The organism is Indioceanicola profundi (assembly GCF_003568845.1).
Taxonomy (GTDB): Bacteria; Pseudomonadota; Alphaproteobacteria; order Azospirillales; family Azospirillaceae; genus Indioceanicola; species Indioceanicola profundi.
Genome location: NZ_CP030126.1, coordinates 546,914 through 572,301 on the forward strand (window position 1 = coordinate 546,914; position 25,388 = coordinate 572,301).

General features: G+C 67.4%; 23 protein-coding genes. 12 read left to right on the top strand and 11 right to left on the bottom strand.

The window, feature by feature from the left end; translation table 11 throughout:
- Window positions 1–45: 45 nt before the first annotated feature.
- The 7 genes from DOL89_RS02655 to rpsF all read right to left on the bottom strand — a co-directional run bounded on the left by DOL89_RS02655 (window position 46) and on the right by rpsF (window position 6,391).
- Window positions 46–690 carry a vitamin K epoxide reductase family protein gene (locus DOL89_RS02655; RefSeq protein ID WP_119680194.1) on the bottom strand — a complete coding sequence of 215 codons (645 nt, stop codon included), beginning with the start codon at window positions 688–690 and terminating at the stop codon, window positions 46–48.
- Window positions 691–760: 70 nt separating this feature from the next.
- Window positions 761–1,894 carry an alanine racemase gene (alr, locus tag DOL89_RS02660; RefSeq protein ID WP_225889862.1) on the bottom strand — a complete coding sequence of 378 codons (1,134 nt, stop codon included), beginning with the start codon at window positions 1,892–1,894 and terminating at the stop codon, window positions 761–763.
- Window positions 1,895–1,918: 24 nt separating this feature from the next.
- Entirely contained in the window at window positions 1,919–3,415 is a 1,497-nt protein-coding gene (locus DOL89_RS02665; protein ID WP_119677752.1) for a replicative DNA helicase, read from the bottom strand.
- A gap of 217 nt (window positions 3,416–3,632) precedes the next feature.
- A complete protein-coding gene (locus DOL89_RS02670; RefSeq protein ID WP_119677753.1) occupies window positions 3,633–4,862 on the bottom strand; it encodes an SAM-dependent methyltransferase in 1,230 nt (409 codons plus the stop codon).
- Window positions 4,863–5,077: 215 nt separating this feature from the next.
- Window positions 5,078–5,635 (bottom strand): 50S ribosomal protein L9, encoded by a 558-nt coding sequence (gene rplI, locus DOL89_RS02675; protein WP_119677754.1) that lies wholly within the window; start codon window positions 5,633–5,635, stop codon window positions 5,078–5,080.
- Between the two features lie 22 nt (window positions 5,636–5,657).
- A complete protein-coding gene (gene rpsR, locus DOL89_RS02680; protein WP_119677755.1) occupies window positions 5,658–5,933 on the bottom strand; it encodes a 30S ribosomal protein S18 in 276 nt (91 codons plus the stop codon).
- Complete coding sequence (rpsF, locus tag DOL89_RS02685; RefSeq protein WP_119677756.1) at window positions 5,930–6,391, bottom strand: 30S ribosomal protein S6; 462 nt, start codon at window positions 6,389–6,391, stop codon at window positions 5,930–5,932. Before rpsF ends, rpsR begins: the two co-directional genes overlap by 4 nt.
- Before the next feature lie 390 nt (window positions 6,392–6,781).
- Between rpsF and fabD the strand changes: the two genes are divergently transcribed.
- The 5 genes from fabD to mltG all read left to right on the top strand — a co-directional run bounded on the left by fabD (window position 6,782) and on the right by mltG (window position 11,399).
- The gene (gene fabD / locus DOL89_RS02690; RefSeq protein WP_119677757.1) at window positions 6,782–7,714 is read left to right on the top strand and encodes an ACP S-malonyltransferase; all 933 of its coding nucleotides are present in this window, start codon (window positions 6,782–6,784) and stop codon (window positions 7,712–7,714) included.
- Between the two features lie 38 nt (window positions 7,715–7,752).
- Window positions 7,753–8,490, top strand: a complete 738-nt coding sequence (gene fabG, locus DOL89_RS02695) for a 3-oxoacyl-[acyl-carrier-protein] reductase (protein ID WP_119677758.1) — start codon at window positions 7,753–7,755, stop codon at window positions 8,488–8,490.
- A 167-nt stretch (window positions 8,491–8,657) separates the two neighbouring features.
- Complete coding sequence (locus DOL89_RS02700; RefSeq protein ID WP_119677759.1) at window positions 8,658–8,897, top strand: acyl carrier protein; 240 nt, start codon at window positions 8,658–8,660, stop codon at window positions 8,895–8,897.
- A 167-nt stretch (window positions 8,898–9,064) separates the two neighbouring features.
- Window positions 9,065–10,330 (top strand): beta-ketoacyl-ACP synthase II, encoded by a 1,266-nt coding sequence (gene fabF / locus DOL89_RS02705; RefSeq protein WP_119677760.1) that lies wholly within the window; start codon window positions 9,065–9,067, stop codon window positions 10,328–10,330.
- A gap of 19 nt (window positions 10,331–10,349) precedes the next feature.
- Window positions 10,350–11,399 (top strand): endolytic transglycosylase MltG, encoded by a 1,050-nt coding sequence (gene mltG / locus DOL89_RS02710; protein WP_318658528.1) that lies wholly within the window; start codon window positions 10,350–10,352, stop codon window positions 11,397–11,399.
- A 234-nt stretch (window positions 11,400–11,633) separates the two neighbouring features.
- Here the strand turns inward: mltG and DOL89_RS02715 are convergent, their stop codons facing one another.
- Together DOL89_RS02715 and DOL89_RS02720 are read right to left on the bottom strand one after the other, a co-directional pair.
- Window positions 11,634–12,083, bottom strand: a complete 450-nt coding sequence (locus DOL89_RS02715; RefSeq protein WP_119680196.1) for a DNA polymerase III subunit chi — start codon at window positions 12,081–12,083, stop codon at window positions 11,634–11,636.
- A 77-nt stretch (window positions 12,084–12,160) separates the two neighbouring features.
- Window positions 12,161–13,654: a leucyl aminopeptidase gene (locus DOL89_RS02720; protein WP_119677761.1), complete on the bottom strand. Its 1,494-nt coding sequence runs from the start codon at window positions 13,652–13,654 to the stop codon at window positions 12,161–12,163.
- 263 nt (window positions 13,655–13,917) lie between these two features.
- Between DOL89_RS02720 and lptF the strand changes: the two genes are divergently transcribed.
- The 5 genes from lptF (at window position 13,918) to rsmA (ending at window position 19,409) form a co-directional block, all read left to right on the top strand.
- The gene (lptF, locus tag DOL89_RS02725) at window positions 13,918–15,045 is read left to right on the top strand and encodes an LPS export ABC transporter permease LptF (RefSeq protein WP_119677762.1); all 1,128 of its coding nucleotides are present in this window, start codon (window positions 13,918–13,920) and stop codon (window positions 15,043–15,045) included.
- 5 nt (window positions 15,046–15,050) lie between these two features.
- Window positions 15,051–16,145 carry an LPS export ABC transporter permease LptG gene (gene lptG, locus DOL89_RS02730; protein WP_119680197.1) on the top strand — a complete coding sequence of 365 codons (1,095 nt, stop codon included), beginning with the start codon at window positions 15,051–15,053 and terminating at the stop codon, window positions 16,143–16,145.
- 78 nt (window positions 16,146–16,223) lie between these two features.
- On the top strand, window positions 16,224–17,495 hold the full coding sequence (locus DOL89_RS02735) for a peptidylprolyl isomerase (RefSeq protein WP_162937286.1): 1,272 nt from the start codon (window positions 16,224–16,226) through the stop codon (window positions 17,493–17,495).
- 19 nt (window positions 17,496–17,514) lie between these two features.
- Complete coding sequence (gene pdxA, locus DOL89_RS02740; RefSeq protein WP_119677764.1) at window positions 17,515–18,558, top strand: 4-hydroxythreonine-4-phosphate dehydrogenase PdxA; 1,044 nt, start codon at window positions 17,515–17,517, stop codon at window positions 18,556–18,558.
- A gap of 5 nt (window positions 18,559–18,563) precedes the next feature.
- Complete coding sequence (rsmA, locus tag DOL89_RS02745; protein ID WP_119677765.1) at window positions 18,564–19,409, top strand: 16S rRNA (adenine(1518)-N(6)/adenine(1519)-N(6))-dimethyltransferase RsmA; 846 nt, start codon at window positions 18,564–18,566, stop codon at window positions 19,407–19,409.
- 106 nt (window positions 19,410–19,515) lie between these two features.
- On the opposite strand, the gene DOL89_RS02750 is transcribed toward rsmA, so the two are convergent.
- Both DOL89_RS02750 and DOL89_RS02755 read right to left on the bottom strand, forming a co-directional pair.
- A complete protein-coding gene (locus DOL89_RS02750; protein WP_119677766.1) occupies window positions 19,516–20,880 on the bottom strand; it encodes a sensor histidine kinase in 1,365 nt (454 codons plus the stop codon).
- The gene (locus DOL89_RS02755) at window positions 20,870–22,303 is read right to left on the bottom strand and encodes a sigma-54-dependent transcriptional regulator (RefSeq protein ID WP_119677767.1); all 1,434 of its coding nucleotides are present in this window, start codon (window positions 22,301–22,303) and stop codon (window positions 20,870–20,872) included. The genes DOL89_RS02750 and DOL89_RS02755 overlap by 11 nt, the downstream gene beginning before the upstream one ends.
- Before the next feature lie 204 nt (window positions 22,304–22,507).
- Between DOL89_RS02755 and DOL89_RS02760 the strand changes: the two genes are divergently transcribed.
- On the top strand, window positions 22,508–24,958 hold the full coding sequence (locus tag DOL89_RS02760; protein WP_119677768.1) for an ABC transporter permease: 2,451 nt from the start codon (window positions 22,508–22,510) through the stop codon (window positions 24,956–24,958).
- Between the two features lie 256 nt (window positions 24,959–25,214).
- Window positions 25,215–25,367, top strand: coding sequence for a hypothetical protein (locus tag DOL89_RS24715; RefSeq protein WP_162937287.1), 153 nt, complete (start codon window positions 25,215–25,217; stop codon window positions 25,365–25,367).
- Window positions 25,368–25,388: the final 21 nt, after the last annotated feature.

Consider the following 25,388-nt stretch of genomic DNA (forward strand, 5'->3'; position numbering starts at 1 on the left):
TGCCGGAGGTGGAGGGCTCAACCCGGATGTGCGGCCGGCCTGCGGTCAGGCGAAGGCCCGGTAGCGGTGCCGCGGGTGCGGGTGGATGTCGTCGGGATAGGCACGGTCGAAGGCGTCGGCCTCGTACAGGCTCTCCTCCTCGATGCCGTAGCCATCCTCATAGACATAGGCGTCATCGGCCTGCTCTTTGCCATGTCCGCGCAGCGCCTGCACGGCGCGGGCCGCCTCCGGTACCGACAGCACGGCGGAGGCGATGGAGGCCAGGGTGGCCGACTGGCAGTAGCCGCAGAGCGCCTTGTTGTCCTGCCACTCCTCCCGCGCCAGGCGCAGGCAGGTAACGGCGTCGTAGAGGGTCTTGGCGGACAGGGCCAAGGGCAGCCAGGGCTGGTCGCGCCAGCGATCCCGCCCGCCGGCACCGGCCAGGATGGCGGTGAAGGCGTAGTTGGCGATCATGAGCAGCCCGTCGGGCGTTTCCATCCGCTTGTAGCCATAGGGCGAGGCATCGACCTTGCTGGCGTCGAAGACGCGCAGCGGCAGGTCGGGCAGGCGGCGCAGCATTCCCATCTGGTAGGCGCCGACGATGGCCCCCGCCGCAGCCCCGACCAGGGAAAGGCCGGTGATCTGCCTGCGTCGGCGCAGCTCCGCCGACCGGTCCTTGCGCAACTCATGGCTCAGCCGCCGCGGGTCCATGGGCCATTCCTCCGGTTGTTCCATATCCGGAATGACAATGGGAAAGAGCCGCAAACGTTGCGCCGGCGGCTCAGCCGCCCAGATAGACCCGGTGGTAACGGTCGCCGAGGGAGGTCAGGATCTCATAGCTGATGGTGCCGGCCTCGGCCGCCGCCTGATCCACCGTGCGGTGGGGGCCGACCACCTCCACCCAGGCGCCCTCGGCCAGGAACCGATCCGGCACCTCGGTCACGTCCACGGTCAGCAGATCCATGGACACGCGCCCGATGATCGGGGCGATGTGCCCGCCGATGCGGACATGCCCCTTGCCGGCCAGCCGCCAGGGATAGCCGTCGGCATAGCCCATGCCCAGCGCCGCCACCTTGGCCGGACGATCGATGCGGTGGGTGGCGTCGTAGCCCACGGTATCGCCGGCCGGCGCATGCCGCACCTGATGGATGCGGGCCAGGATGCGGATCACGGGGGCCATCGGGTTCGACATCCAGGGGGCGGGATTGCCCCCATGCAGCGCGATGCCCGGCCGCACCAGGTCGAAATGGTACTCCGCCCCGTGGAAGATGCCGGCGGAGTTGGCAAGGCTGGCCGGGGCCTTGGGCAGGCGGGCCAGGGAGGCGCGGAAGCTCCGCGCCTGCCGGGCGGTCATCGGGTTGCCCGGATCGTCCGCGCAGGCCAGATGGCTCATCCAGGCCTGCACCTCCAGCCCGTCCAGCCGCCGGGCGGCGTCGTCTGCCAGTTCATCCACCTCCGCCGGGGTCAGCCCCAGCCGGTTCATGCCGGTGTCCAGATGGATGAAGCAGGGCAGGGGGCGGCCCTGCCGGCGCGCCTCCGCCTGCCATTGTTCGATATCGCCCGGCGTGTTCAGGATGGGAACCAGCCCGGCGCCGGAGATATCTGGGGCCGAGCCCGGCGGAATGCCGTGCAGCACCGCGATGCGCGCATCGGGCAGGCCCTTCCGCAGCGTGATCCCGGCCTCGATCGTCGCCACGAAGAAGGTGCGGGCGCCGGCGGCCCGGAGCGCCCGGGCCACCGGGGCGGCCCCCAGGCCATAGGCATCCGCCTTGACCACCGCCCCGCACTCGGCACCGTCCGCAAGACCGGCCATGTGCCGCCAGTTGCCCCTGACCGCATCCAAATCGACCACCAGCACCGCACCGGCACGGGCCGGCACGGAGGAGAGGTCAGGAAGGTCCGGGCCGTCTTTCACAGCCTCGTCCATAATCAACCCGCCTTACTCGTCGGGTCCGAAGTCGTGATGGGTGTCGAGATCGCCGAAGCGGGTGTAGTTGCCGTCGAAGAACAGTCGCACCGTGCCCACGGGACCGTGGCGCTGCTTGCCGATGATGCATTCGGCGGTGTTGTGGACCAGCTCCAGACGCTCCTTCCAACGCTGATATCGGTCGTTGAACTTGTCCTCCGCCTCGTCGGGCCGCCGGCCGGGTTCCGCGCGCTCCAGATAGTACTGTTCGCGGAACACGAACATGACTACGTCGGCGTCCTGCTCGATGGAGCCCGATTCGCGCAGGTCCGAAAGCTGGGGCCGCTTGTCCTCGCGCTGCTCCACGCCGCGGGAAAGCTGGGACAGCGCCAGCACGGGCACATGCAGCTCCTTGGCGATGGCCTTCAGGCCGCGGGTGATTTCGGAGATTTCCTGCACCCGGTTCTCCGACCCCTTCAGCCCGCCGCCGCGCAGGAGCTGGAGATAGTCGACCACCACCAGTCCCAGCCCGTGGGTGCGCTTCAGGCGGCGGCAGCGGGTGCGGACGGCGGTGATGGTGAGGGCCGGCGTGTCGTCCACGAAGAAGGGAACGCGGGACAGATACTGGCTGGCCTCCACGAATTTCGGGAAGTCGCTGGCCGCGATCTCGCCGCGGCGCATCTTGTCGCCCGACACCTCCGCCTGATCCGCCAGGATACGGCCGGCAAGCTGCTCGGCGCTCATTTCCAGGGAGAAGAAGCCGACGGCAGCCCCTTCCTTGCCGCCCGACAGCATGTGCGCCTTGGCGGCGTTGAAGGCGATGTTGGTGGCCAGCGCCGTCTTACCCATGGAAGGACGGCCGGCCAGGATCAGCAGGTCGCTGGGATGCAGGCCGCCCAGCTTGTGGTCCAGATCGCGCAGGCCCGTGGTGACGCCGGTGACATGGGTGGAACGGCGGAAGGCGGATTCGATGGAGTTGATCGCCCCCGCCAGCGCCTTTTCGAAAGGAATGAAGTCGCCCTTGATGTCGCCGGAGGAGGCGAGATCGAACAGCTTCTTCTCCGCTTCCTCGATCTGGTCCGTGGCGCCGACGTCCAGCTCATGTTTGTAGGCGGTGTTGACCATGTCCTCGCCAACCTCGATGAGCTGGCGGCGCAGGAACAGGTCATGGATGATGCGGCCGTAATCCTCGGCATTGTGGACAGCCACGATCGCGGCGGCCAGACGGGCGAGATACTCCGCGCCGCCGATCTCCGACAGGTCCTTGTCCTGCTCGAAATAGGCCTTCAACGTCAGCGGGTTCGCGACCTGCCCGCGGTCGATCAGCTTCAGGCAGGCGGCATAGATGCGGCCATTGGCGGGATCGAAGAAGTGTTCTGGGCGCAGGAACTCGCCCACCTTCTCGAACGCCTTGTTGTTGACCAGGATGGCACCCAGCAACGCCTGCTCCGCCTCCTCATTATGGGGCGGGGTCCGGTAGGCGAGTGCCGACTCGCGGAGACCAGGGGGATCGATCAGCTTCGTGTCCATACGCGCACTCTAACAGCGTCGGGCCATGGGCGGGTAATCCGCAAGGCCAGAGGCATAGGTGCAAACCGTGGACAGAGTGTGAACAGATCTGTGGATAAGTGGGAAAACTCTGTGCGCGGCTTGGGGCGGAGAACGCATGTGCCACCTGTGAGCTCTCCGCCTCATCCCTCGACAAGCTCAGGGTGAGAAGCTGGGCTCTCAGGCCGCCCGGGAGCCATTACTCCGCCGCGACAGCCATCCGGTGCTCGGCCTCGTAGATGTAGTCGCGGGTCAGGGGGACCGCGTCGGCACGCTTGGCCATCTGGAGCTGCCAGACCATGTGGCCCTGATGGCGGAAGGCACATTCGCAGCCGGCCAGATAGAATTCCCACATCCGGTAGAAGCGCTCGTCATAGAGCGCGACCAGCCTGTCCCGATTGGCCGCAACCCGCTGCCGCCAGTGCCACAGTGTCTCGGCATAATGCAGCCGCAGGAACTCCATATCCGTCGGCATCAGGCCTGATCGTTCCACATGCGGAATAACCTCTGACAGGGCCGGGCTGTAGCCGCCGGGGAAGATGTATTTGCGCAGCCAGGGATTCGTCGTGCCCGGCCCGTCCGTGCGCCCGATGGAATGCAGCAGGGCGACTCCGTCGGGGTCCAGCAGCTCGTCGATCTTGCGGAAGAAGGCGCCGTACTGGGGCACGCCTACGTGCTCGAACATGCCGACGGAGACAATTCGGTCATATGTGCCCGACTCGGCGCGGTAGTCCTGCAGCTCGAACTGGACGCGGTGCTCCAGCCCAGCTTCCCGAGCGCGACGCCGGGCGATGGCGAGTTGCTCCTGGGACAGGGTGATGCCCTTCACCTGGACGTCGGCGCTCTTCGCGATTTCCAGCGCCAGCCCGCCCCAGCCGCAGCCGATATCCAGCACCTTCAAGCCGGGCTTCAGCAGCAGCTTGGCGATGATGTGCCGCTTCTTGGCCGCCTGCGCCTGATCCAGGCTCATGCCGGGATCAGCGAAATAGGCGCAGGAATATTGCCGGTCCTTGTCCAGGAACAGGTCGTAGAGCTTTTCCGACAAATCGTAATGGTGGGCCACGTTCCGGCGGGACCGGTCGGCGGGATTGGCCTGCTGCCAGAGCCGTTGCAGCCCCACGCCGAACCGGCGGAGTTTGCCCACTGGCCCGAGATGGTTGTCGCCGGCGTTGCGGGTGACGATGCTCAGCAGATCGTAGATGGAGCCTTCCTCCACCACCAGCGTACCGGCCATATAGGCCTCCCCCGCATGCAGGCCGGGATTGACGCCCAGCTTCCAGTGCAGCGACGGGTCGGTCAGTCGTACCGTGCAGGGCCGTTCATCCGCGGGGCCCGACTCCCCGCCGAACTCCCACCGTTTTCCATGCGCGTCGATCAGCGTGATGCGGCCGGTGCGGATCAGGGGCTTCAGCAGTCGGGCGAAGAGCATGGCGGGTGCCTCCTTGCGGGGTGGCGGATCAATCTCCAGGGCGCACGGGACAAACGCGCGGCGATGCACGCTATTCTATGATCTGCTGATACAAGCGGGCGGTTTGAAGGGGGAGGGCGGCGGGCGCGTTCGCTATACCCCGACCGATGTGTGCAAAGAAAAACGGCGCGCCCGGTGGGGCGCGCCGCTCATCTCTCGGATCGAGGGGATCAGGCTCAGGCCTGCTCCTCGGTGGTCTCGTCCGTGGTCTCGACCGTCTCGTCCTCATCATCGTCCTCCGGCATGCCGGTGACCATGCCGCCGCGCTGCGCTTGCAGCTCGGCCTCGTCCTGGGACCGGGCAACGTTCACCGTGACGAACACGGAAACCTCGGGGTGCAGGACGATGCGGACCTTGAACAGGCCCAGGGTCTTGATCGGCTCGTCGATCGACACCTGACGGCGCTCGATGGTGACGCCGGCGGCGGTGACCGCCTCGGACACGTCGCGGGCGGCGACGGAACCGTACAGCACGCCGGTTTCACCCGCCTGACGGGTGATGACGACGGACATGCCGTCCAGCTTGCCGGCGACCTGCTCGGCATCCTTGCGGCGCTCGAGGTTCGCGGCCTCGAGCTGGGCCTTCTGCTTGTCGAAGAAGGCGAGGTTCGCCTTCGTCGCGCGCAGGGCCTTCTTCTGCGGCAGCAGGAAGTTCCGGGCGAAGCCCGGACGGACCTTCACCACTTGGCCCATCTGGCCGAGCTTCTCAACGCGCTCCAGCAGGATCACGTCCATGTCAGTTCTCCTCGGCTAGAGCTTACTTCACCACGTAGGGAAGCAGGGCGAGGAAGCGGGCGCGCTTGATCGCGCGGGCCAGCTCACGCTGCTTCTTCGTGGAGACGGCGGTGATGCGGCTCGGAACGATCTTGCCACGCTCGGAGATGAAGCGGCTCAGCAGCTTCACGTCCTTGTAGTCGATGGCCGGGGCGTTCGGGCCGGAGAAGGGGCAGGTCTTCCGGCGACGGAAGAACGGACGACGGCCACCGCCGCCGCCACCGGCGCGGGGGCCGGAAGAGGTACGCTCGGCGCTCATGCGCGGTCTCCTTCACCCTCGGTGTTGCGCTCACGACGGGGACCGCGGTCACCGCGGTCGCCACGATCACCCCGGTCGCCGAACCCACCGCCACGGGGGCCGTCGAACCGGCGCGGGCCGCGCTCGCTACGCTCACCCTTGTTGGCGAGCATGGCGGTCTGACCCTCGGGGATCGTGTCCAGCTTCACGGTCATGTACCGCAGCACGTCCTCGTTGATGGACATGTTGCGCTCCATCTCGGCGACGGCGGCAGCCGGAGCCTCGTAAGCGACATACACGTAGTGACCCTTCCGGTTCTTCTTGATCCGGTAGGTCAGGGTCTTCAGGCCCCACTGCTCGGTCTTGGCGATCTTGCCGCCATTCTCGGTGAGGATGTTGGAGAAGGTCTCGGTGAGACTCTCCACCTGCGAGGACGTGACGTCCTGGCGGGCAATCATGATGGTTTCATACAGTGCCATATGGACTCCCCATGGCTGTTGATGGCCCGCCGCTGTACGGTTCCGGTTTCGACGCCGGCCGCCAGCCGCACGAGCCTAGCCGGCGCGATGGCGCACGCCGGCAGGGATAAGGAAGCCGCGCAATATACACGGAACCGCCTTCCGCTCAAGCGCAAAGCGGCATGGCCGGGCGGACCTGAGCGCATGGGGAAAGGGCATCGCAGGGACGCCCTAATATATAAGGCATGCGCGGTGAAGATGCCGGCCGGCTTACGTATACGTCAACTAAGGAAGCAGACTAAATCCTGTGTGTTTGCTTGACTAAGGCACGGAAGGCGCTATCAAGGTCGCCAATTCGTCGGGGGCACCCCTGGCGGTTCCGTGATTCTACCCAGGTATTGGAAGCTTCCGATGCGTGCGTTCGTCTTTCCGGGGCAGGGCAGCCAAGCCGTCGGCATGGGCCGTGAGTTGGCGGATACGTTCGACGTGGCCCGCCAGACCTTTGCCGAAGTGGACGATGCGCTGAGCCAGAAGCTCTCCACCCTCATGTTCGAGGGGCCGGAGGATCAACTCACCCTGACCGAGAACGCCCAGCCGGCCCTGATGGCGATGTCCATTGCCGTGTTGCGGGTGCTGGAAGCGGAAAAGGGACTGGACCTGTCCAAGTCCGCGCGCTTCGTCGCCGGCCACAGCCTGGGTGAATATTCAGCGCTCTGCGCCGCCGGGTCCTTCACCCTGGCCGATACGGCCCGGCTGCTGCGGCTGCGCGGTCAGGCCATGCAGAAGGCGGTGCCGGTGGGTGTCGGGGCCATGGCCGCCATCCTGGGCGCCGACTTGGACACCGCCCGCGCCATCGCGGAGGAAGCGGCGGAGGGAGAGGTCTGTTCGGCCGCCAACGACAACGCGCCCGGCCAAGTGGTCGTGTCCGGCCACAAGTCGGCGGTGGAGCGCGCCATCCGGATCGCGGCGGAGAAGGGCTTCAAGCGCGCCGTGCTTCTGCCCGTCTCCGCGCCCTTCCACTGCCCGCTGATGCAGCCTGCCGCCGATGCGATGGCGGAGGCGCTGGCCGGCGTCACGATCGCCGCCCCGCGGGCGCCGCTGGTGGCGAACGTCACCGCCTCCGCCGTGACCGACCCGGAAACTATTCGCCGCCTGCTGGTGGAGCAGGTGACCGGTGCGGTGCGCTGGCGCGAGGGTGTCCTTTACATGAAGGAGCAGGGCGTCACCGAACTGGTGGAGCTGGGCGCCGGCAAGGTGCTGTCCGGCCTTGCCAAACGGATCGACAAGGAAATCGCCGGCCGCGCCATCGGCACGCCGGCCGATGTCGCCGGTTTCGAGCCCTGATCCTTTCTCAGAACCAGAAGATTTAGGGAGCCTCCCCCATGTTCGACCTGACCGGCAAGACCGCCCTGGTGACGGGCGCCTCCGGCGGCATCGGCGCCGCCATCGCCCGCACGCTGCACACCCGGGGCGCCACCGTCGCCCTGCACGGCACCAAGGTCGAGGCGCTGGAGAAGCTGGCCGCCGAGTTGGGAGACCGCGCGAAGGTCACGCCCGCCAACCTGTCCGACCCGGCTGCGGTGGAGCAGTTGGCCAAGGACGCGGAGGCGGCGCTGGGCCAGGTGGACATCCTGGTCAACAATGCCGGCCTGACCCGCGACGGGCTGGTCCTCCGTATGAAGGACGAGGACTGGCAGTTGATCATCGACGTGAACCTGACGGCGGGCTTCCGCCTGTCCCGCGCCATGGTCAAGGGCATGATGAAGCGCCGCTGGGGCCGCATCATCGGCATCACCAGCGTGGTCGGCGTCACCGGCAATCCGGGGCAGGTGAACTATGCCGCCTCCAAGGCCGGCATGATCGGCATGACCAAGGCGTTGGCGCAGGAAGTCGCCAGCCGCAACATCACCGTGAACTGCGTGGCGCCGGGCATGATCCAGACGGCCATGACGGACGTGCTGAACGACGCCCAGAAGGAAGCCATGCATTCCCGTATTCCGGCGGGCCGCCTCGGCACCCCGGACGATATCGCCGCCGGCGTGTTGTATCTGGCGAGCGAGCAAGCGGCCTACGTCACCGGCCAGACGTTGCACATCAACGGCGGCATGGCCATGATCTGATCCGGGAAAGGGGGGTAAGAGCCGGTTTCCGGCGCTGGTCAATCGCAGCCGTCCATGGTATGTGACGGCACTTTTGAGGCACCGGCGCACGGGTCACACCGGCTCTGACCAACCCGTCACGGACCACGTCCAAACCACCAGACCACCAGAAGATAAGGTCAGAAGACATGAGTGACATCGCGGAGCGCGTTAAGAAGATCGTCGTCGAGCACCTGGGCGTGGAAGAGGCCAAGGTGACGGAGAACGCCTCCTTCATCGACGACCTCGGCGCCGACAGCCTCGACACGGTTGAGCTGGTCATGGCCTTCGAAGAGGAGTTCGGGATCGAGATTCCGGACGACGCCGCGGAGAAGATCCTGACCGTGAAGGACGCCATCGACTTCATCCAGCAGAAGTCGGCGGCCTGATCACAGGTCTCCAGGGCCAGCCCATGCGGCTGGCCCTGTTGCTGTTCCAGTCCAGCGCCCGCCTGTGGGGCTGGACGCCCATCTCCGGGCCTGGGCCCGACCGGGCGCCTTGATGGCCGACCGGGCGGGTCCGTTACCATTTCCGCCAATTTCTGCGGGTCGGACACATGCGTCGCGTCGTCGTCACCGGATTAGGCCTCGTCACCCCGCTGGGTACGGGCGTCAAGCACAACTGGCAGCGCCTGATCGCCGGCCAGTCGGGCATCCGAACTATCGAGAATTTCGATGTATCCGACCTGCCGGTCAAGATCGCCGGCCAGGTTCCTCGCGGCGCTGACATGGAAGGCGGGTTCAACCCCGACGCCTATGTCCCGCCGAAGGACCAGAAGAAGATCGACGACTTCATCCTGTACGCCATCGGCGCGGCGGATGAGGCGATCAAGGACAGCGGCTGGAAGCCCGAGACCGAGGAGCAGGCCGAGCGCACCGGCGTGATGATCGGCTCCGGCATCGGCGGTCTTCCGGCCATCTACGAGACCTCGCTGCTGCTGGCCGAAAAGGGTCCGCGCCGCGTCTCGCCCTTCTTCATCCCCTCCGCCCTGATCAACCTGGCCTCTGGCCATGTGTCGATCATCCATGGCTACAAGGGTCCGAACCACGCGGTGGTCACGGCCTGCTCGACCGGCGCGCACGCCATCGGCGACGCCGCCCGGCTGATCGCCTTCGACGATGCCGACATCATGGTGGCCGGCGGTACGGAAGCCGCGGTGAGCCGCCTCGGCATGGCCGGCTTCGCGGCCGCCCGCGCCCTCTCCACCGGCTACAACGACACGCCGGAGAGGGCTTCGCGCCCCTATGACAAGGGCCGTGACGGCTTCGTCATGGGCGAGGGCGCCGGCATCGTGGTGCTGGAGGAGCTGGAGCACGCGAAGAAGCGCGGCGCCCACATCTATGCCGAGGTGGTTGGCTACGGCATGTCCGGCGACGCCTACCACATCACCTCCCCGTCCGAGGATGGCAATGGCGGCTTCCGCTCCATGCGCATGGCGCTGAAGCGGGCCGGGCTGGACGTGTCGGAAATCGACTACATCAACGCGCACGGCACCTCGACGCCGGTGGGCGACATGATCGAGCTGGGAGCCGTGCGCCGCCTGCTGGGCAACGCGGCCGCTGGCGTCTCGATGTCCTCCACCAAGTCGGCCATCGGCCATCTGCTGGGGGCGGCCGGTTCGGTGGAGGCGATCTACTCGATCCTCGCCATCCGCGACCAGGTGGTTCCGCCGACGCTGAACCTCGAGGACCCGTCCGAGGGGACGGAGGGCATGGACCTCGTTCCGAAGCAGGCAAAGGAGCGCAAAGTGAAGGCCGCGCTCTCCAACTCCTTCGGCTTCGGCGGCACCAACGCCTCGCTGATCCTGAAGCAGTTCTCGTAAGGCGCGGGAGTCTGCGAGGGTGACGGACCCGACATCAGAGTCCACCCCGTCCGCCGCACCGAAGAAGCGCCGCCGCTGGCCCTGGCTGGTGGCGGCGCTTCTGCTTGTGCTGGTCCTGGCGGGTGCCGGAACGGCCTGGATCGCCCGGCAGCATTACATCCAGCCCGGGCCGCTGGCCGCCGACGCCACGCTGGTGGTGGAGCGGGGCAGCGGCGTGCAGGCCATCGCCCGGCAGCTCGAATCCGCCGGGATCGTCCGCCGGCACTGGGAACTGCTGATCGCGGCCAGACTGCGCGAATCCGCCCGCCGCCTGCGCGCCGGGGAGTACGCCTTCCCGGCGGGAATCAGCCTGAAGGGCGCGCTGGACATACTGGAAAGCGGGAAAACGGTGGTCCGCCGCCTGACCATTCCCGAGGGGCTGACCTCCGCCCAAATCGTGGAGCTGCTGCGGGCCGAGACGGCCCTGTCCGGCGAGATCGCGGAGGTGCCGCCCGATGGCACGCTGCTGCCGGAAACCTACCATTTCAGCTATGGCGACAACCGGGCGGAGCTGCTGGGCCGCATGGAAACCGGGATGCGCGAACTGCTGGCCCAGGCGTGGGAGAAGCGCGCTCCCGACCTGCCGGTAGCCACGGCGGAGCAGGCGGTGACCCTGGCCTCCATCGTGGAGAAGGAGACCGGCGTGGCGGCGGAGCGGCCGAAGGTGGCCGCGGTGTTCGTCAACCGCCTGCGCCTCGGCATGCGCCTCCAGTCCGATCCCACGGTGATCTACGCGCTGACGGAGGGGAAGGGGCCGCTGGACCGGCCGTTGACGCGCGCCGACTGGAAGCTGGAGCATCCCTACAACACCTATTTCATCGCCGGCCTGCCGCCCGGCCCCATCGCCAATCCGGGCGCCGAGTCGATCCGGGCCGTGCTGAACCCCGACAACCACGAATATCTGTATTTCGTCGCCGACGGCAGCGGCGGCCATGCCTTCGCCGAGACGCTGGAGGAGCACAACCGCAACGTCGCGGCCTGGCGCCGCTTCCAACGGGAGCAGGGCCAGCCGGCGGAAGAGGTGGAGTAGGACCGCATCACCACCCCTCACCCCGAGCCTGTCGAAGGGTGAGAGGGCCTTCGCCGTGCTGGTCGTCCTGGTGTCCTTCGACGGGCTCAGGACGAGGGGTGGGGTGGGGTGGGCCGCCGTAGGTCGGATCGAGCCCCGGAGGGGCGATGATCCGACACAGTGCCCCCGGTCTTCGCCACCGTGTCGGATCGGCGCTGCGCTTGATCCGACCTACGGCAGAACCGGCCGTCCCGGTCAGGCCTTCTTCTGCCAGCCGCCGCGCTCGGTCTGTTGCCAGTAGGTCAACTCGTGGCCGGCATCCTTGGCCGCCTTCCAACGGCGGCGGGCGGCGGAGACCGCATCGGGGTCGTTGCCGTCGAACAGGTCGCAGGCCAGCTCGTATTCGTTCAGCGCCGCACCTTCCGCCCCGTCGGTCAGGAACAGGACGGTGGCGGCGTTGGGGCGATCGTCGCCGGGCGTGATCCAGATCGGCTGCGACTCGGCGTGGCCGTCCTTGGCCGTGCCATGGGGCAGGAAGCCGTCCGGCTTGTAGGTCCAGAGATGCTGGGCCAGCGCCTCCGCCCGCTCTTCGCTGCCGGTCTTGACCACGGCGCGCCAGCCCCGCTCGACCGACTTCTCCAGCAGGTCCGGCAGGGTCTGTTCCAGCGTCTTGCGGGTCAGGTGGTAGAAGCGCAGCTCGGTCATGACGGTAGGATAGCAGATCGGCAAAGGAAAAGGGGCCGGATCGCTCCGGCCCCTTGGCATCACCCGCGCAAGCGCGCTCAGCCCTCGTAATTGTCCGCGACCAGCCGGTCCAGCAGGCGGACGCCGAAGGCGGTGGCGCCCTTCGGGACCACGCCCTTGTCCGCCTTGGACCAGGCCGTGCCGGCGATATCGAGATGCGCCCACGGCACGCCGTTGGTATAGCGGGCCAGGAACTGGGCAGCGGTAATGGAGCCGGCCTTGCCCGGAGAGCCGATGTTCCGCATGTCGGCGATGTCGGAGTCAATGTCCCGGTCATAGGCCGGAGCCAGCGGCATGCGCCACACCTTCTCGCCCGTCGCCTGACCGGCCCTGGCGATCTTCTCGGACAGCTCGTCATTGTTGGCGAACATGCCGGCATGCTCGTTGCCGAGGCTGACGATGATGGCGCCGGTCAGGGTGGCCAGATCGATCATGAACTTCGGCTTGAACTCCTGCTGGCAGTACCACATGGCGTCGCACAGGACGAGGCGGCCTTCCGCGTCGGTATTCAGGATTTCGATGGTCTGGCCGGACATGCTGGTGACCACGTCGCCCGGACGCTGGGCGTTGCCGTCCGGCATGTTCTCCACCAGCCCGACGATGCCGACCACATTGGCCTTCGCCTTGCGGCCGGCCAGGGCCGCCATCAGGCCATAGACGGCGCCGGCGCCGGCCATGTCCCACTTCATGTCGTCCATGTTCAGGCCGGGCTTCAGGCTGATGCCGCCGGTGTCGAAGGTGACGCCCTTTCCGATGAAGGCGATGGGCTGGTCGCCCGGCTTGCCGCCGTTCCAGCGCATGACGACGAGCCGGGGCGGCTTGGCGCTGCCCTGGCCGACGCCCAGCAGCGCGCCCATGCCGAGCTTCCGCATGCGCTTCTCGTCCAGGACATCGACCTCAAGGCCCAGGTCGCGCAGCGCCGCGCAACGTTCGGCGAAGCTCTCCGGATAAAGGACATTCGGCGGCTCGGAGACGACCTCGCGGGCGAGGAACACGCCGTCTGCGACCTTCTCCAGCCGCTCCCACGCCTTCTTGGCGGCCTTCGCCTCGCCGGCCAGGAGGGTGATCCTGGTCAGGGTCGGCTTCTTCTCCTCGGGCGTCTTCGTCTTGTAACGCTCGAACCGCCAGCCGCGGGCGAGCGCGCCGAATGCCAGCTCTGCCGCGAACTCGGCCGCCGGAACGGTCAGGCCTTCATGGGCGTCCGACGCGATGGACAGCTCCGTCTCGCCGGAGGTGAGGAGGCCGGCGACCACGGTTGCGCCGGCGTTGCCAGCCGTCAGCTGCGTCGCATCCGCCGGATTGCCGATGCCCACCAGCACGATGCGGTTGATCTCGACCCCGTTGGGAGCCAGGACGGTCAGCGTCTCGTCCGCCTTGCCGCTGAAACGGGCCGCCTTCATGGAGCGGCCCAGCAGACCTCCGGTGCGCTCATCCAGTTCGGCGCCGAAGCTGCCCAGCTTGGCCCCGGCGGCCACGGTCACGGCAAGCGCGCCCGACTTCGGCAGCGCGAGGGAGGAGAAGGCGATTTTCATGAGTTTCTCTCACCTGGTGGGGACGGCGGGCATCCGGCATGGCGGGCCGGCGCGCCCGGCTGTTGTTTGGCGGGTCCGGACCCGATAAAGAACAGTGGTCGGGCGGTGTCAAGCCGCTGCGGGTTGATGGCGGCGGATGCGGGACCGAAGACTTCTGCCCAAGAACCGCCAAGATAACGGGTTAGGCACGTCCATGGGATGATCCGCGGGCCTGCCGGCCCCGGGAAGCGGCCGACCAACCGCCTGGATTTCTGACGCGCGTGATGAACCAGATCAGCCGCTATCTCCTACGCAACCTGTCGGTGGCGACCGTGTTCGTCACCGCCGGGCTGTCCGCGGCCATCTGGCTGACGCAGTCCTTGCGCCTTGTGGAACTGGTGGTCGAAGGCGGCGCGCCGTTCTGGATCTTCCTGCAACTCGCCGTCCTGACGCTGCCGACCTTCCTGGCGGTGGTGCTGCCGCTGGGGCTGCTGGCATCGGTGCTGTTCACCTATAACCGCCTGACCATGGACAGCGAGCTGGTGGTCATGCGGGCAGCGGGCATGGGGCCGCTGGCGCTGGCGAAACCGGCGCTGGTCCTGGCCGGCATCGTGACCCTGATCTGCTATGTGCTGACAATCCATATCGGCCCCGCAGCCCAGCGGGAACTGGTGCGCCTGCGCTATGCCGCCCAGAGCGACTATTCCGCCGTGCTGCTGCGCGAGGGCACCTTCAACGATGTGGGCGAGGGGCTGACCGTCTATGTGCGGGAGCGGCATGGCGGAGAGCTGTCGGACCTTCTGATCCACGACGCGCGCAAGCCCGATCTGCTGACCACCGTGGTGGCGGAAAGCGGGCAACTCGTCACCGGGAACGGAACCCCCCAGGTCGTCGTCTACAACGGGACGCAGATGACCTTCAGCCCGGAAACCGGGCGGCAGGACTGGCTGGAATTCTCCCGCTACACGGTGGATCTCCAGGTGCTCCGGCGTCAGATCGGGGACCGGCAGCCCGACCCGCGGGAGCGCAGCCTGTGGGACCTTATCCAGCTCTCCGCCAATCCACAGGATGCCGCCGCTGCCGGCCGGTTGCGGGCGGAGCTGCATTCGCGCCTGGCCAATCCCCTGTTGGCCCTTGCCTTCACCGTGATCGCGCTGGCGGCCCTGCTGCCCGGCGAATTCTCCCGCCGCGGGCAGGTGCGCCGCATCGGACTGGCGGCCGTGCTGGCCCTGCTGCTGCAAAGCGCCGTGCTGGGGCTTTCCAATCTGGTGGGCAAGATCCCCGCGCTGGTGCCGTTGCTCTATGCGACGGCCCTGCTGCCCGTCATCGGCGGCCTCTGGTACATGAAGCACTGGCGGCGGATGCGCCACCGGTATGGCCGTCAACGGCCCGTAGCCGCGACGGAGGGGTGAGCATCATGCGTCTTTCACCCACCCTCTCCACCTATATCGGCCGCCAGTTTCTAGTCTGGTTTCTGGCTGTGCTGGGCGGAATGCTGGCCATCATCTATCTGCTGGACACGGTCGAACTGCTGCGCCGCGCCGCCAACAAGCCTGACGCCTCGTTCGAGCTGGTCGTGGGCATGGGCCTGCTGAAGCTGCCGGAGATCGGGCAGGAGGTGTTTCCCTTCGTCGTGCTGTTCGGCGGCATGTACACCTTCTGGCGGCTGACCCGCACACAGGAGCTGGTGGTGGCGCGGGCCAGCGGCATCTCCGTCTGGCAGTTCATGGCTCCCGTGCTGGCCGTGGCGCTGCTGCTGGGTCTGGCGCAAATCATGGTGCTGAACCCCGTCTTCTCCGCCATGCTGTCGCGCTACGAGCATCTGGAGAACCGGTATCTGCGCGGCCAGACCTCCTCCCTCGACATCGCCCGTTCCGGCCTCTGGCTGCGTCAGACGGGGGAGACGCAGCGCTATCTGATCCATGCGGAATCGGTGGTGCCAGGAACGGTCACGCTGCGGCGTGTCATGGTGCTGCTGGAAGCGCCCGGCGGGCGCATTACCAGCCGCCTCGACGCGGAAAGCGCCACTCTGGCCGACGGGCACTGGCTGCTGCGGGAGGCGTGGTACAACCGACCCGGCCTGCCGCCGGAGTTCCTCGCCAAGTACGAGCTGCCGACCGATCTGACGGAAGAGCGCATCCAGAGCAGCTTCGCCTCTCCCGACACCTTGTCCTTCTGGGAATTGCCCGGCTTCATCCGGACTCTGGAGACAACGGGACTTTCCTCCGTCCGGCACCGGATGCACTGGCATACGCTGCTGGCCCGTCCCATGCTGTTCGCGGCCATGGTGCTGCTGGCGGCGGCGTTCGCGTTGCGCCATTCGCGCACGGGGGGCAGCCTGGCCCTGATCGGGACCGGCATTGTCGCGGCGCTGGTGCTGTTCGCGGTGCAGGACGTGGTCCTGGCGCTCGGCCTGTCGGGGACCATCCCCGTGGCACTGGCAGCCTGGGCGCCGGCTGGCGTGGCCGTGATGCTCGGCACTGCCGCCCTGCTTCACCTCGAAGACGGATAAGCGATGCCAGCAGCTTTGCCAGCAGCGCCTTTAGCCTCTATAACACCGCCCATGTCATCTGCCGTGAAACGAAATACCATGACAAAATTCGCCCGGTCCGCCCTGGTCGCCCTGGCTGCCGCCCTCTGCGCGGCGCCCGGCATGGCGGCTGCCCAGCAGCAGCAGGCGGAGGTGGAGCGGATTGCCGCCCTCGTGAATGAGGAGGTGGTCTCCTATTCCGACCTGATGGGCCGCATGCGGCTCGCCCTCGCATCGTCCGGCCTGCCGGACAGCCCCGAGGTGCGGCAACGGCTGCTGCCGCAGGTCCTGCGCGTGCTGATCGATGAGCGGCTTCAGATCCAGGAGGCCCGCCGTCTGGAGTTGCAGGTCACCGACCAGATGGTCGACCGGGAAATCTCCGACATCGCGCGACGGAATGAGATGAACACGGCGACCTTCCAGGAGGCGCTGGCCCAGCAGGGTATTCCCTTCAACACCCTGCGGGAGCAGACCCGCGCCGGCATCGCCTGGAGCCAGATCGTACAGCGTCGCCTGCGTCCCACCGCCACCGTGGCGGAGGAGGAGGTCGCGAACCGGCTGGAACAGATCAAGGCGAATGTCGGCAAGCCGGAATATCTGATCTCCGAAATCTTCCTTTCCGTGGACGATCCCGCGAGCGAGGCCGAGGTGCGGCGGCTGGCCGACCGGCTGGTCGAACAGATCGGCGCCGGCGCGCCATTCGCGGCCGTCGCCCAGCAGTTCTCGCAAAGCGCCAGCGCGGCTGCGGGCGGCAACCTGGACTGGGTCCAGCTCGGCCAGCTCGAGCCCGACCTGGACCGCGCCCTTCAGCAGTTGAAGCCTGGCCAGTTCTCCCGCCCGATCCGTGGCACCGGCGGCTACCATATCTTCTGGATGCGCGACCAGCGCACGGTGATCGCCGGCGACCCGAACGACATCAAGGTCGCGATCGGGCAGTTCATCCTGCCCGTTCCCCAGGGCGCCGATGCCGCGCCGCAGTTCCAGCAGGTCTCGGCCGTTGCCGAGGAGGCGTCGAGCTGTCAGGCGCTCCAGAACGCTGCGGACCGGCTGCCGGGCGCCCAGGTGGCCGGACTGCCGCTGACCCGCATGGGGGACATTCCGCAGGAAATCCGCGCCCTGGTCCAGAATCTGGGCGTCGGAACCCCGACCCAGCCCCTGGTCACCGATGTCGGCGTGATGCTGCTGATGATCTGCGAGCGCGAAGTTCCGGAAGGTTCCACCCCGCCGGTGGACCAGGTCCGCAACGCCCTGATGATGGAGCGGTTGGATATGCTCCAGCGCCGTTATCTCCGTGACCTGCGGCGCGAGGCGTCCATCGAATACCGTCTCTGACGGCGGGGAAGGAGCCACCATGTCGGGCGGCAGCATCTCCTCTCCACTCGCGCCGGACCTGCCGCCGCTCGCCCTCACCATGGGCGATCCGGCCGGCATCGGCGGTGAAATCGCGCTGGCCGCTTGGCGTCTGCGCAAGGAGCGGCAGGTCCCGCCCTTCGTGCTGCTGGATGATCCGAGGCGGCTGACCGATCTGGCGGCCCGCCTGGGCTGGCAGGTGCGCATCGCCGAAGTGGCCGACCCGACGGAGGCGGCGCGCCGCTTTCCGGAGGCGCTGCCGGTCGTGCCGGTGCATCTCGCGGCCGCGGTAACGCCGGGCAGGCCGGACCCGGCCAATGGCGGGTCCGTCATCGCCAGCATCGACCGGGCCGTTGAGCTTGCGCGGTCCGGGGCCGCCGCAGCCGTTGTGACCAACCCGATCCAGAAAAGCGCGCTCTACGCCGCCGGGTTCCGCTGGCCAGGCCATACCGAATATCTCGCCCACCTCGCCGGTCAGGCGGAGGACCGGACTGTGATGCTGCTGGAAGGCGGCGGCCTGCGGGTGGCACTTGCCACGATCCATGTGTCCCTGCGACAGGTGCCGGACGTGCTGACCAGGGACGGCATCGTGCAGGTTTCGCATGTGGTCGCGGCGGCGCTCCGCCGGGATTTCGGCATCGATCGGCCCCGCCTCGCAGTGGCCGCCCTGAATCCCCACGCGGGGGAGGGGGGCAGCATGGGACGGGAGGAGATCGAGGTGATCGCGCCCGCCGTGGCGGAACTCCAGCAGGATGGGCTGGAGGTCACCGGCCCACTGCCGGCCGACACCCTGTTCCATGCCGCCGCGCGGGAACGGTATGACGCCGTCATCTGCATGTATCACGATCAGGGGCTGATCCCGCTGAAGACGCTGGATTTCGACACCGGCGTGAACATCACGCTGGGCCTGCCCTTCGTGCGGACCTCGCCGGACCATGGCACGGCGCTGGGCATCGCGGGGACCGGTACCGCCAGCCCCTCCAGCCTGATCGCGGCGGCCAAGTCGGCGGCCCGGATCGCCGCCCGCCGCGCCGCCACAAGCTAAGTTCAATGACCACCGACCTGTCCCACCTGCCGCCGCTGCGGGATGTGATCTCGCAGCACGATCTTGCCGCCCGCAAATCCTTCGGCCAGCATTTCCTGCTCGACCTCAACCTCACCCGCCGCATCGTGCGCGAGGCCGGAGACCTCGAGGGCGTGCATGTGGTGGAGGTCGGGCCCGGTCCCGGCGGCCTGACCCGCCCGCTGGTCGAGTCCGATGCAGTTACGGTCACCGCTATCGAGCGCGATACGCGCTTCGCCGCGGCCCTGGCGGATGTGGTGGAGGCATCCGGCGGGCGTTTTCGCCTCGTCGAGGCCGATGCGCTGGAGGTGGACCCGGTGGAGCTGGTGCCTGCCCCGCGGGCCATCATCGCCAACCTGCCCTACAATGTGGGCACGCCGATGCTGTTCAACTGGCTGAAGCGGATCGGGGAGTACCGGTTCCTCGCCTTGATGTTCCAGAAAGAGGTGGTCGACCGGATCGTGGCCCGCCCGCGCAGCTCCGATTATGGGCGGCTGGCAGTGATGTGCCAGTGGCTGGCGGATTGCCGGACCATGATGGTGCTGCCCGCCCGCGCCTTCACTCCACCGCCGAAGATCGACAGCGCCGTCGTTCGCATCGCCCCGCGCGCGCGCCTCGCCGACGATCCGGCCTTCCGCACCATGGAAACGCTGGTCGCCGCCGCCTTCAACCAGCGCCGCAAGATGCTCCGCTCCAGCCTGCGCGGCACGTTGGGGGAGCCTGAACCCCTGCTGGAAAGCGTCGGCATCCTGCCCACCGCCCGGGCGGAGGAGGTGGAGGTGGCAGGTTTCGTGGAACTGGCGAAAGCCTGGGAACGCGCTCGGGCTACGTAGATCAGACACGCACAGCGTAGCCGACTCTTATTTCTGTCAGTAGGCCGGCAAAGCCGGATTCCTTCCCATCTTTCAAAACCGCCCATCGCACAGCATCGCGATTCGCCTAGAAGCGCAGGGTGAAGACCGTCCCGCCTTCCTCCGCCCGCGCCACGGCGATGCTGCCGCCATGGGCCAGCATGATCTGGCGGGCCAGGGAGAGGCCGACGCCGGACCCCTCGCGCTTGGTGGTGAAGAAGGGGACGAAAATCTTGTCCGCCACCTCCGGCGGGATGCCGGGGCCGTTATCGATGACCTGAAGGGCTACGCGCCCGCCCTCGTCCAGGAAGGCATTCATGCGTACGCAGGCATCCTCCTGCCCGGCCAACGCTTCCACCGCGTTCTTCAACAGATTGATCAGGACTTGGTCCAACAGATCGGGGTCCACCGCCATTTCCAGCGCCGGCGGAAGCACCAGCGTTTCGAACCGGATGCGCTTTTCCGCCAGCGCGGGGGCCATCAGGCGGCGCATGCGGTCCAGCACTTCCCGCACCTTGATCCGCTCCAGCGCCGGCTTCGGCACCTGGGTGAACTGGCGATAGCGTTCGACGAAGCGCAGCAGCCCGTCGCTGCGGCGGGCCACGGTGTCGATGGCCTGGACGGCGTCTCCCATCTCCTCCGCCAGATCGGGGCGGTCGGCCACCTTCTCCGTCAGATCCTCCATGACCGCCTTGGCTGTGCGGGTGAGGGAGGAGACGGGGGTGAGGGAATTCATCATCTCATGGGTCAGGACCCGAACCAGCTCCTGCCAAGCGCGCACCTCCGTCGCTTCCAGGTCCGCGCCGATGTTCTGAAGGGAGACCAGCAGCCGCGGTTCCCCGGCCAGGGTGAGCTGTGTGGCCGCCACCGTCATCTGCAGCGGCCCGCCGCCGACCCCGCCCGCGACGCGCAGCAGGGCGCGGCTTCCGGCTTTCAACTCGCGCAGCGAGTCGGCCACCGTCTTGCTTCCGTCCGCCAGACGGCGGTTCAGATCCTCCGGCCCCAGAAGGCGGCGGGCGGCATTGTTCAGCAGCTCAACCCGTCCACTGGGGAAGACCGCGGCAAGGGCCACCGGCACATGCTCCAGCAGGGCGTTCAGATATTCGGCCTGGCGTTCGGTATCGGCGCGGGTGGCCTTGAAGCGTTCCAGCACCGTAGTGAAACTGGCGCCCAGCTCATCGAAAGCGGAGCCCATGCCCCGCATGCCGAAGGTCTGGGAGAAATCCGAATGGGCAATGGCGGTCAGGAAGCGGGACAACTCCCGATTCGTCATCGTCACCTTGCGCAGCAATCCGCCGATCTGGACCAGGATGGCGATGCCCACCAGCAGCGATGTGGCGCGGTACTCCGTCGCTACCAGCAGCACGCCCAGCAGCATGGAAGAGAAGGCCAGAAGCGCCACCCGGACGGTGACGTTCAGCTCGAACCGCCGGGAGCCGATCCTAGAGCCCATGCTTTTCCATCCGGCGGTACAGCGAAGTGCGGGTGATTCCCAACTCGTGCGCGGTGTGGCTGATATTGCCCTGGTGTTTCTCCAGCGCCCGTCGGATCACCTCCCGCTCTACCGCCTCCAGGTCGAAGGTGTCCAGATGCAGCCCGCCAGCCGGGCTGTCGGCATCGGTCGCCACGATGGCCGGGGAGTGTGCCACGGTCGCAGCGGCCGGCTGTCCGGCAGTGGAGGGGAGGGAGAAATCCTCCGCCTCCAGCACATCGCCGGCGGACAGGATCATCGCCCGCTCCACCGCATGGCGCAGGGCGCGCACATTGCCCGGCCAGCGATAGGACATCAGCCGGGCCAGAGCGTCGGCCGAGACCCGCTTGCGCGGCATGTTGTACTTGCGGGCATAGAGACCGATGAAATGCTCCAGCAGCGTCGGGATGTCCTCCGGCCGGTCGCGCAGGGGTGGCAGGGTCAGCTCCACCGTGTTGATGCGGTACAGCAGATCCTGGCGGAACACATCCTCTCGCCCCAACTGCTCCGGCGGCATGTTGGTGGCGCTGATCAGGCGGACATCGATGGGCATCGGCCGGGTTCCGCCCACCGGCACCACCTCCCGCCGCTCCAGCACCGTCAGCAGCTTTGCCTGGAGGTAGAGCGGCAGGTTCCCGATCTCGTCCAGGAACAGGGTGCCGCCATTGGCGGCCACCAGACGGCCGACCCGGTCCTCCTTGGCGTCGGTGAAGGCGCCCTTCCTGTGGCCGAACAGCTCGCTCTCGAACAGTGTCTCCGTCACCGCGCCGAGGTCGACGGAGAGGAAAATCCTGTCCGCGCGGCTGGAGCGCCGGTGGATTTCTCGCGCGATCACCTCCTTGCCGGTGCCGTTCTCGCCAAGGATCAGCACATTTGCCTGAGTGGGGGCAGCCCGGTCGATGAGCTGGAAAACGCGCAGCATGGCGGGGGCGGTGCCGACGATGGCCTGCCCGGTTCCGTCCGCCGCGGTTGCCAGTTCCTTCGCGCGGGCATCCGCCGTCTGCGCCTCCCGCTTCGATGCGGTGAGCTTGAGGGCGGAGGAGAGGGTGGCCACCAGCCGCTCGTTCTGCCAGGGCTTCAGCACGAAGTCGGCCGCCCCCTGCTTCATCGCCTCCACCGCCGTGCCGACATCGCCATAGGCGGTGATCAGCACCACGGACAGCGTCGGATCGATCTCCACGATCCGCTTCAGCCATTGGAAGCCTTCGCGCCCCGTATTGGCGCCGATGGCGAAATTCATGTCCAGCAGGACGGCATCGAACTGCCCGTCCTTCAGCAATTGCGGGATGCGGTCGGGCCGCGATTCCGTGTGGCACTGGATGCCCTGGCGCTTCAGCAGCAGGCGTGCGGCGACGAGGATATCCTCATCATCATCGACGATCAGGACGCGTCCGGCTTCAGACATGGGCGGCAATCCAGGTTGGGTGCTCTGTCCGGTTCCGGACACAACTGTCCGTAAACGTACAGGCGGCACCGAAAAGGTGCATCAGAAAAGCTCTGCAACCGGCTGAAGCAAGGGGCAGGCCAGCTTGGCGCGCGTCTTGCTACATGCCTCCCCACGGACCCGCGCCGATATACGGTCGCGGCGCACCCAGGGGAGAGGGGCTCAATGATCCGGCACTATGCATTGATGGCGCTCCGCACGCTGGCCCGGCACAGGCTCTATGCGGCGATCAATCTGTTCGGATTGGCGGTCGGTCTGGCGGCGGCCCTGTTGATCCTGATCTATGTCCGCCACGAAACCTCGTACGAGCGCCACTTCACCCAGGCCGACCGTATCTACCGACTGGCGCAGGACCCGCGGGACGAGAGCCAGTCGGACGGTATCCGTCACCATCTGGCGTCCCAGCCCATGGCCGACATGATCCGCGGCGTCGGTGCATCGCTAGGGATCGAGGCGGTGAGCCGGGTGGAAAATGGCAATCTGATCCTCTCGGAAGGCGGGCCGCCGCTTTCGCAGAGCGTTGGCATCGTGGACCCGGAATTCCTGCGGATCTTCGATTTCGAGTTCATCGCGGGCGATCCGCGGAGCGCGCTGGCCACGCCGGACAGTCTGGTCCTTTCGGAGGCGGCGGCGCGCAAGTTCTTCGGAAGTAGGGAGGCGGTCGGGCGCATGCTGACCGCCCAGACCGGCGCCGTGCTGCGCGTGACCGCGGTGATCGCGGAGCCGCGCGGTCCAAGCCAGGTCTGGTTCGAGGCGCTGATGTCCACCAGTTCGCCCCTGATCGGCCCGCCGCAATGGATCAACAGCAACGGGCCGGTCTATATCCTGGCGTCGCCGGGCGTATCGGGAGCGGAACTGGAACGTCGCCTGGATGAGGTCATCCCGCCGCTTGTGCCCGGCGAGGTACGGGAGGACCAGGGCGAAATCCGCCTCGGCCTGGAGCCGCTGTCGGATCTCTATCTGCATTCCGGGCGCTGGACGAGCATGAACCAGCCTCCAGCCAATGCGGCAACGGTCTATGCCACCGCCGGCGTGGCCGTGTTGCTCCTCGGCATTGCGGCGATCAACTATACGAATCTGGCGACCGCTCGCGCCAGTCTGCGGACCCGCGAGGTCGGGCTGCGCAAGACGGTGGGGGCGAAACGGCGTCAGTTGATCGTCCAGTTCCTGGGCGAGTCCATCCTGGTAGCAGCCGGCGGATTGCTCCTCGCCCTGGTCCTGACCGAACTGATGGCGGAGCCCTTCGCCAGCCTTATCGGCATCAGGCTTTATTTCAGCCCCTGGACGGACCCGCTACTGCTCACCGGCGCCATCCTGCTGACGCTGGGCGTGGGCGTGGTGGGAGGCGCCTATCCCGCCCTTTATCTCTCCGGTATCCGGCCGGCGGCGGTGCTGCGGGCGGGGAAAGGCGGTGTCGGCGGGGCGGGACGGCTGCGCGCCGCCCTGGTGATCGTGCAGTTCGCCTGCGCCGTCGGGCTGGCCGCGGCCACGCTGATCGTCGTGCAGCAGACCCGCTACGCCACCACCGCCGAACTCGGCTTCGACAAGGAGAACCGTCTGATCCTCAGCGGCATCCGGCATGAGCAGGTGCGGCTCCAGTTGGAACCGCTGAAGGACGAACTGCTGCGCATTCCCGGCGTCACGGGGGCAGCCGCCTCCTGGATGGTGCCCGGAGGGGCGGGAGCGCAGGGGCGGGAGGTCTATTTGCCCGGCACGCCGGACGGCGAACGAATGAACCCCGAGGTCTACCGGGTCGAGCATGGCTTCCTGGACGTTCTGGGTGTCCGCATGCTTGCCGGCCGCGGCTTCGATCGGGCCCGGGCTGAGGACGAGATGCGGTTCCCCGACGGGGTGGAAGGACCGCAGGTCTTCAGCACTGTCCTGAACGCCACGGCCGCACGCAACCTCGGCTTCGCTTCTCCGGAAGAGGCGCTAGGACAGATCCTCGACTTCAGTGATGACACGCCGGTGACGTCACGGCTGCGGGTCATCGGGGTGGTGGAGGATTTCCGCCCGCGCAATGCCCGCAACGCGATCCGCCCCACGGTCTTCGTCGGCGGCGACCCGGTGTACCGCTACAACTTCCTGACCTTGCGGCTGGCGCCGGGAGCCGACCTGGATAGGGTTCTGACGCAGGTGGATGTCGTCTGGAGCCGCTTCGCGCCGGATATCCCCGTCGCCCGCAGCTTCCTGGACGAGTATATCGAGCGCATGTATGAGCGGGAGAAGCGGATCGCCGGAGTGCTGGGCGGCTTCGCCGCGCTGACCGTCGCCATCGCCTGTCTGGGTCTGTTCGCCCTCGCTGCGTTCGAGGCGGAACGGCGGACCAAGGAGATCGGTGTCCGCAAGGTCCTCGGGGCGACGGTGCTGGACATCGTGCGGCTGCTGGCCTGGCGCTTCTCCCGCCCGGTTCTGATCGCGAACCTCATCGCTTGGCCGGTGACGTGGTTCCTTGTGGCGGAGTGGCTGGGCGGGTTCGCCTACCGTATCGACGTGACGCCGCTGCCCTTCATCCTGGCCGGCGGCGGCGCGCTGCTGATCGGATGGATCACGGTGGCCGGCCATGCCGCCCGTGTGGCCGCCCGCCCGCCGGTCCAGGCCTTGCGCTACGAGTAGCCGTTCCCGACTGCCCAGGAAATCCTGGGGCGCCATGGCTTGACCATGGCGCCTCTTTTTTTGTCCCCTTGCAGGTGTCCGCAATCGGACATGCAGGTAAGTGTCCGATTGCGGACAGCGTTCATTTCCGGACAGTGACGCTCGGCCCGCAACCTCAAGAATTCCGTCACTTCCAGTTCTGGCACGTGGATTGCCATGAAACTCGCGACAACGGGCGGATTGCCCGGACCTGTGTGCGGGACCCATGAGGACGACCATGAACACTGCCCCTGAAGCGCACCCGGACAGAGCACAGCGCCGCACCCTGTGGGAGCGGTTGGATGACGGAATCGCTTCCGTGAATCCCGATTTCTGGCTCGCGGGGGCCGTGTTCGCGGTGATCGTGCCATGGCTCAACCGCCTCGCTTGACGCTGGTCCGGACGGAAGGAA